The sequence below is a fragment of the Streptomyces mesophilus genome (genome assembly GCF_011044995.1).
GTDB classification, from domain to species: domain Bacteria; phylum Actinomycetota; class Actinomycetes; order Streptomycetales; family Streptomycetaceae; genus Streptomyces; species Streptomyces mesophilus.
In genome coordinates, this window is record NZ_JAAKZW010000439.1 from 1 (window position 1) to 1,955 (window position 1,955).

Annotated in this window: 1 protein-coding gene; it reads right to left on the reverse strand. The window is 71.5% G+C overall.

Going from position 1 to position 1,955, the window contains the following annotated elements; translation table 11 throughout:
• Nucleotides 1–214: 214 nt before the first annotated feature.
• Nucleotides 215–1,813, reverse strand: coding sequence for an MDR family MFS transporter (locus G6045_RS40385; RefSeq protein ID WP_165337228.1), 1,599 nt, complete (start codon nucleotides 1,811–1,813; stop codon nucleotides 215–217).
• Nucleotides 1,814–1,955: the final 142 nt, after the last annotated feature.

The window sequence follows — 1,955 nt, forward strand, 5'->3', positions numbered from 1 at the left end:
GGTGCGGGTCGTACGGGGGCGGTTCGTGCCGGGGATGCGGCGGTTCGTACGGCGGATACGGCGGTTCGTACGGGGGATGCGGCGGTCGCGGATCGTGGGGCGGCTCGTGCATGGGGCTGCTCCTTGCGCGGGTCGGGCCCGGGGCGGGACCGCAGGGAGAGCCCGGAACGTTACCGGCAGGTATCCGGGTGGGGTGGGGTTTCCGGCGAACTCGTCAGTCGGTACGCGACGGTTGGGACGCCGGGGGTTCATGGGGCGCTTCGGCTTGTACGGCCTCATCCGTTTGTACGGCCTCGTCCGCCACCGTCTCCTGCGGCAGTACGGGGAAGCGGCGCGGGGCCAGGAACAGCAGGAGCAGCAGGGTGATCACCGCGGCGACGGCGGCGCCGATGTGGACCCATTCGACGGCGGCGTCGATCGAGCGGCGGACCGTTTCGTCGCCGGGGGTGCGGGCGACCGTGTCCAGGTCGGTGTCCGGGCCGAGGCGGCTGACGATGACCGCGTTGGCGATCGCGCCGAACACCGCCGCGCCCAGGGTCTGGCCGATCTGGCGGCAGAACAGGACGGAGGCGGTGGTCGTGCCGCGTTCCGCCCAGCCGACCGTGGACTGCACGCCCACGATCAGCGGCAGCTGGACCTGGCCGAGCGCGGCGCCGAGCAGCAGCATCAAAAGCGCGGGCTGCCAGGGGGAGCCCGGATAGGGCAGGAGCGGGAACGCGGCCAGGACGAGGGCGGCGCCCGTGACACCGATCAGCGCGGTGTTGCGGAAACCGATCCGCGTATAGAGGTGCTGGCTCAGGGCCGCCGACACGGGCCAGCTCAGGACCATCGCCGAGAGCACGAACCCGGCCTCGGTGGGCGTGAGTCGGAGCACCGACTGCGCGTACGTGGGGATGAAGACGGTCGGCGCGACCATCACCAGACCCAGTGCGCCCAGGCCCAGATTGACCGCGGCGATCGTGCGGCGCTTCCACACCCAGCCGGGGATGATCGGCTCGGCGGCACGGCGCTCGATGAGCACCGTCGCGGCGAGCAGTGCGGCGGCCGTGGCGAACAGCGCGAGCGACGGCGCGGACAGCCAGGGCCAGGCCACTCCGCCCTGCACGAGAGCGGTCAACAGGACGCCGCCGGAGGCGAACACGGCGAGAGCGCCCTGCCAGTCGATACGGCGGCGGGTCCTCTGCTCCCGTACGGGCTCGTGCAGATGGCGCGCGACCAGCCACAGCGCGAGCAAGCCCACGGGCAGGGTCACCAGGAAGATCCAGCGCCAGTGCGCGTACGCGACGAGCAGACCGCCGATCGCCGGGCCCGCGACGGAGGAGAGCGCCCAGACCGTGGACAACTTGGCCTGGATCTTGGGGCGTTGCTTGAGCGGATACAGGTCGGCGGCCAGCGTCTGCACCGTGCCCTGGATGGCGCCGCCGCCCAGGCCCTGGAGGATGCGGAAGGCGATCAGGGCGGCCATGTTCCAGGCGACGGCGCACAGCAGCGAGCCGAACAGGAAGAGCACCATGCCCGCGAGCAGGACGGGCTTGCGGCCGAAGGTGTCGGAGAGCTTGCCGTAGACGGGCAGCGTGACGGTGACCGCGAGCAGATAGCCGGAGAACAGCCAGGAGAAGTACGAGAAGCCGCCGAGGTCGGCGACGATCTGCGGGACGGCCGTGGCGATGATCGTGGACTCGAGGGCGGCCAGCGCCATGGAGAGCATGAGGGCGGCGACCACCGCGCCGCGCTTGCGGCCGCCGGCCGGCTCGCCGTCGGTCCGGCCTATGTCGTCCTGGGTGCCGCCCACGAAGATCCTTTCCCCCTGCATCTATTTCCGTCGAGGGACACCTTCTCACTTGCTCCTTACGCAGGGGGAGGGTGGAGGCTCGGCGCGACGAAGGGTGCAGCACCCCCGAGAAGCGCTCCACCGACGGGTGGAGAGCCCCTAGGGGTGGGTCCGCACCCGGGGT

Bases quoted from the DNA above. Each gene is read 5' to 3' on its own strand.
- G6045_RS40385 (WP_165337228.1), bottom strand. From the start codon at position 1,813: ATGCAGGGGGAAAGGATCTTCGTGGGCGGCACCCAGGACGACATAGGC.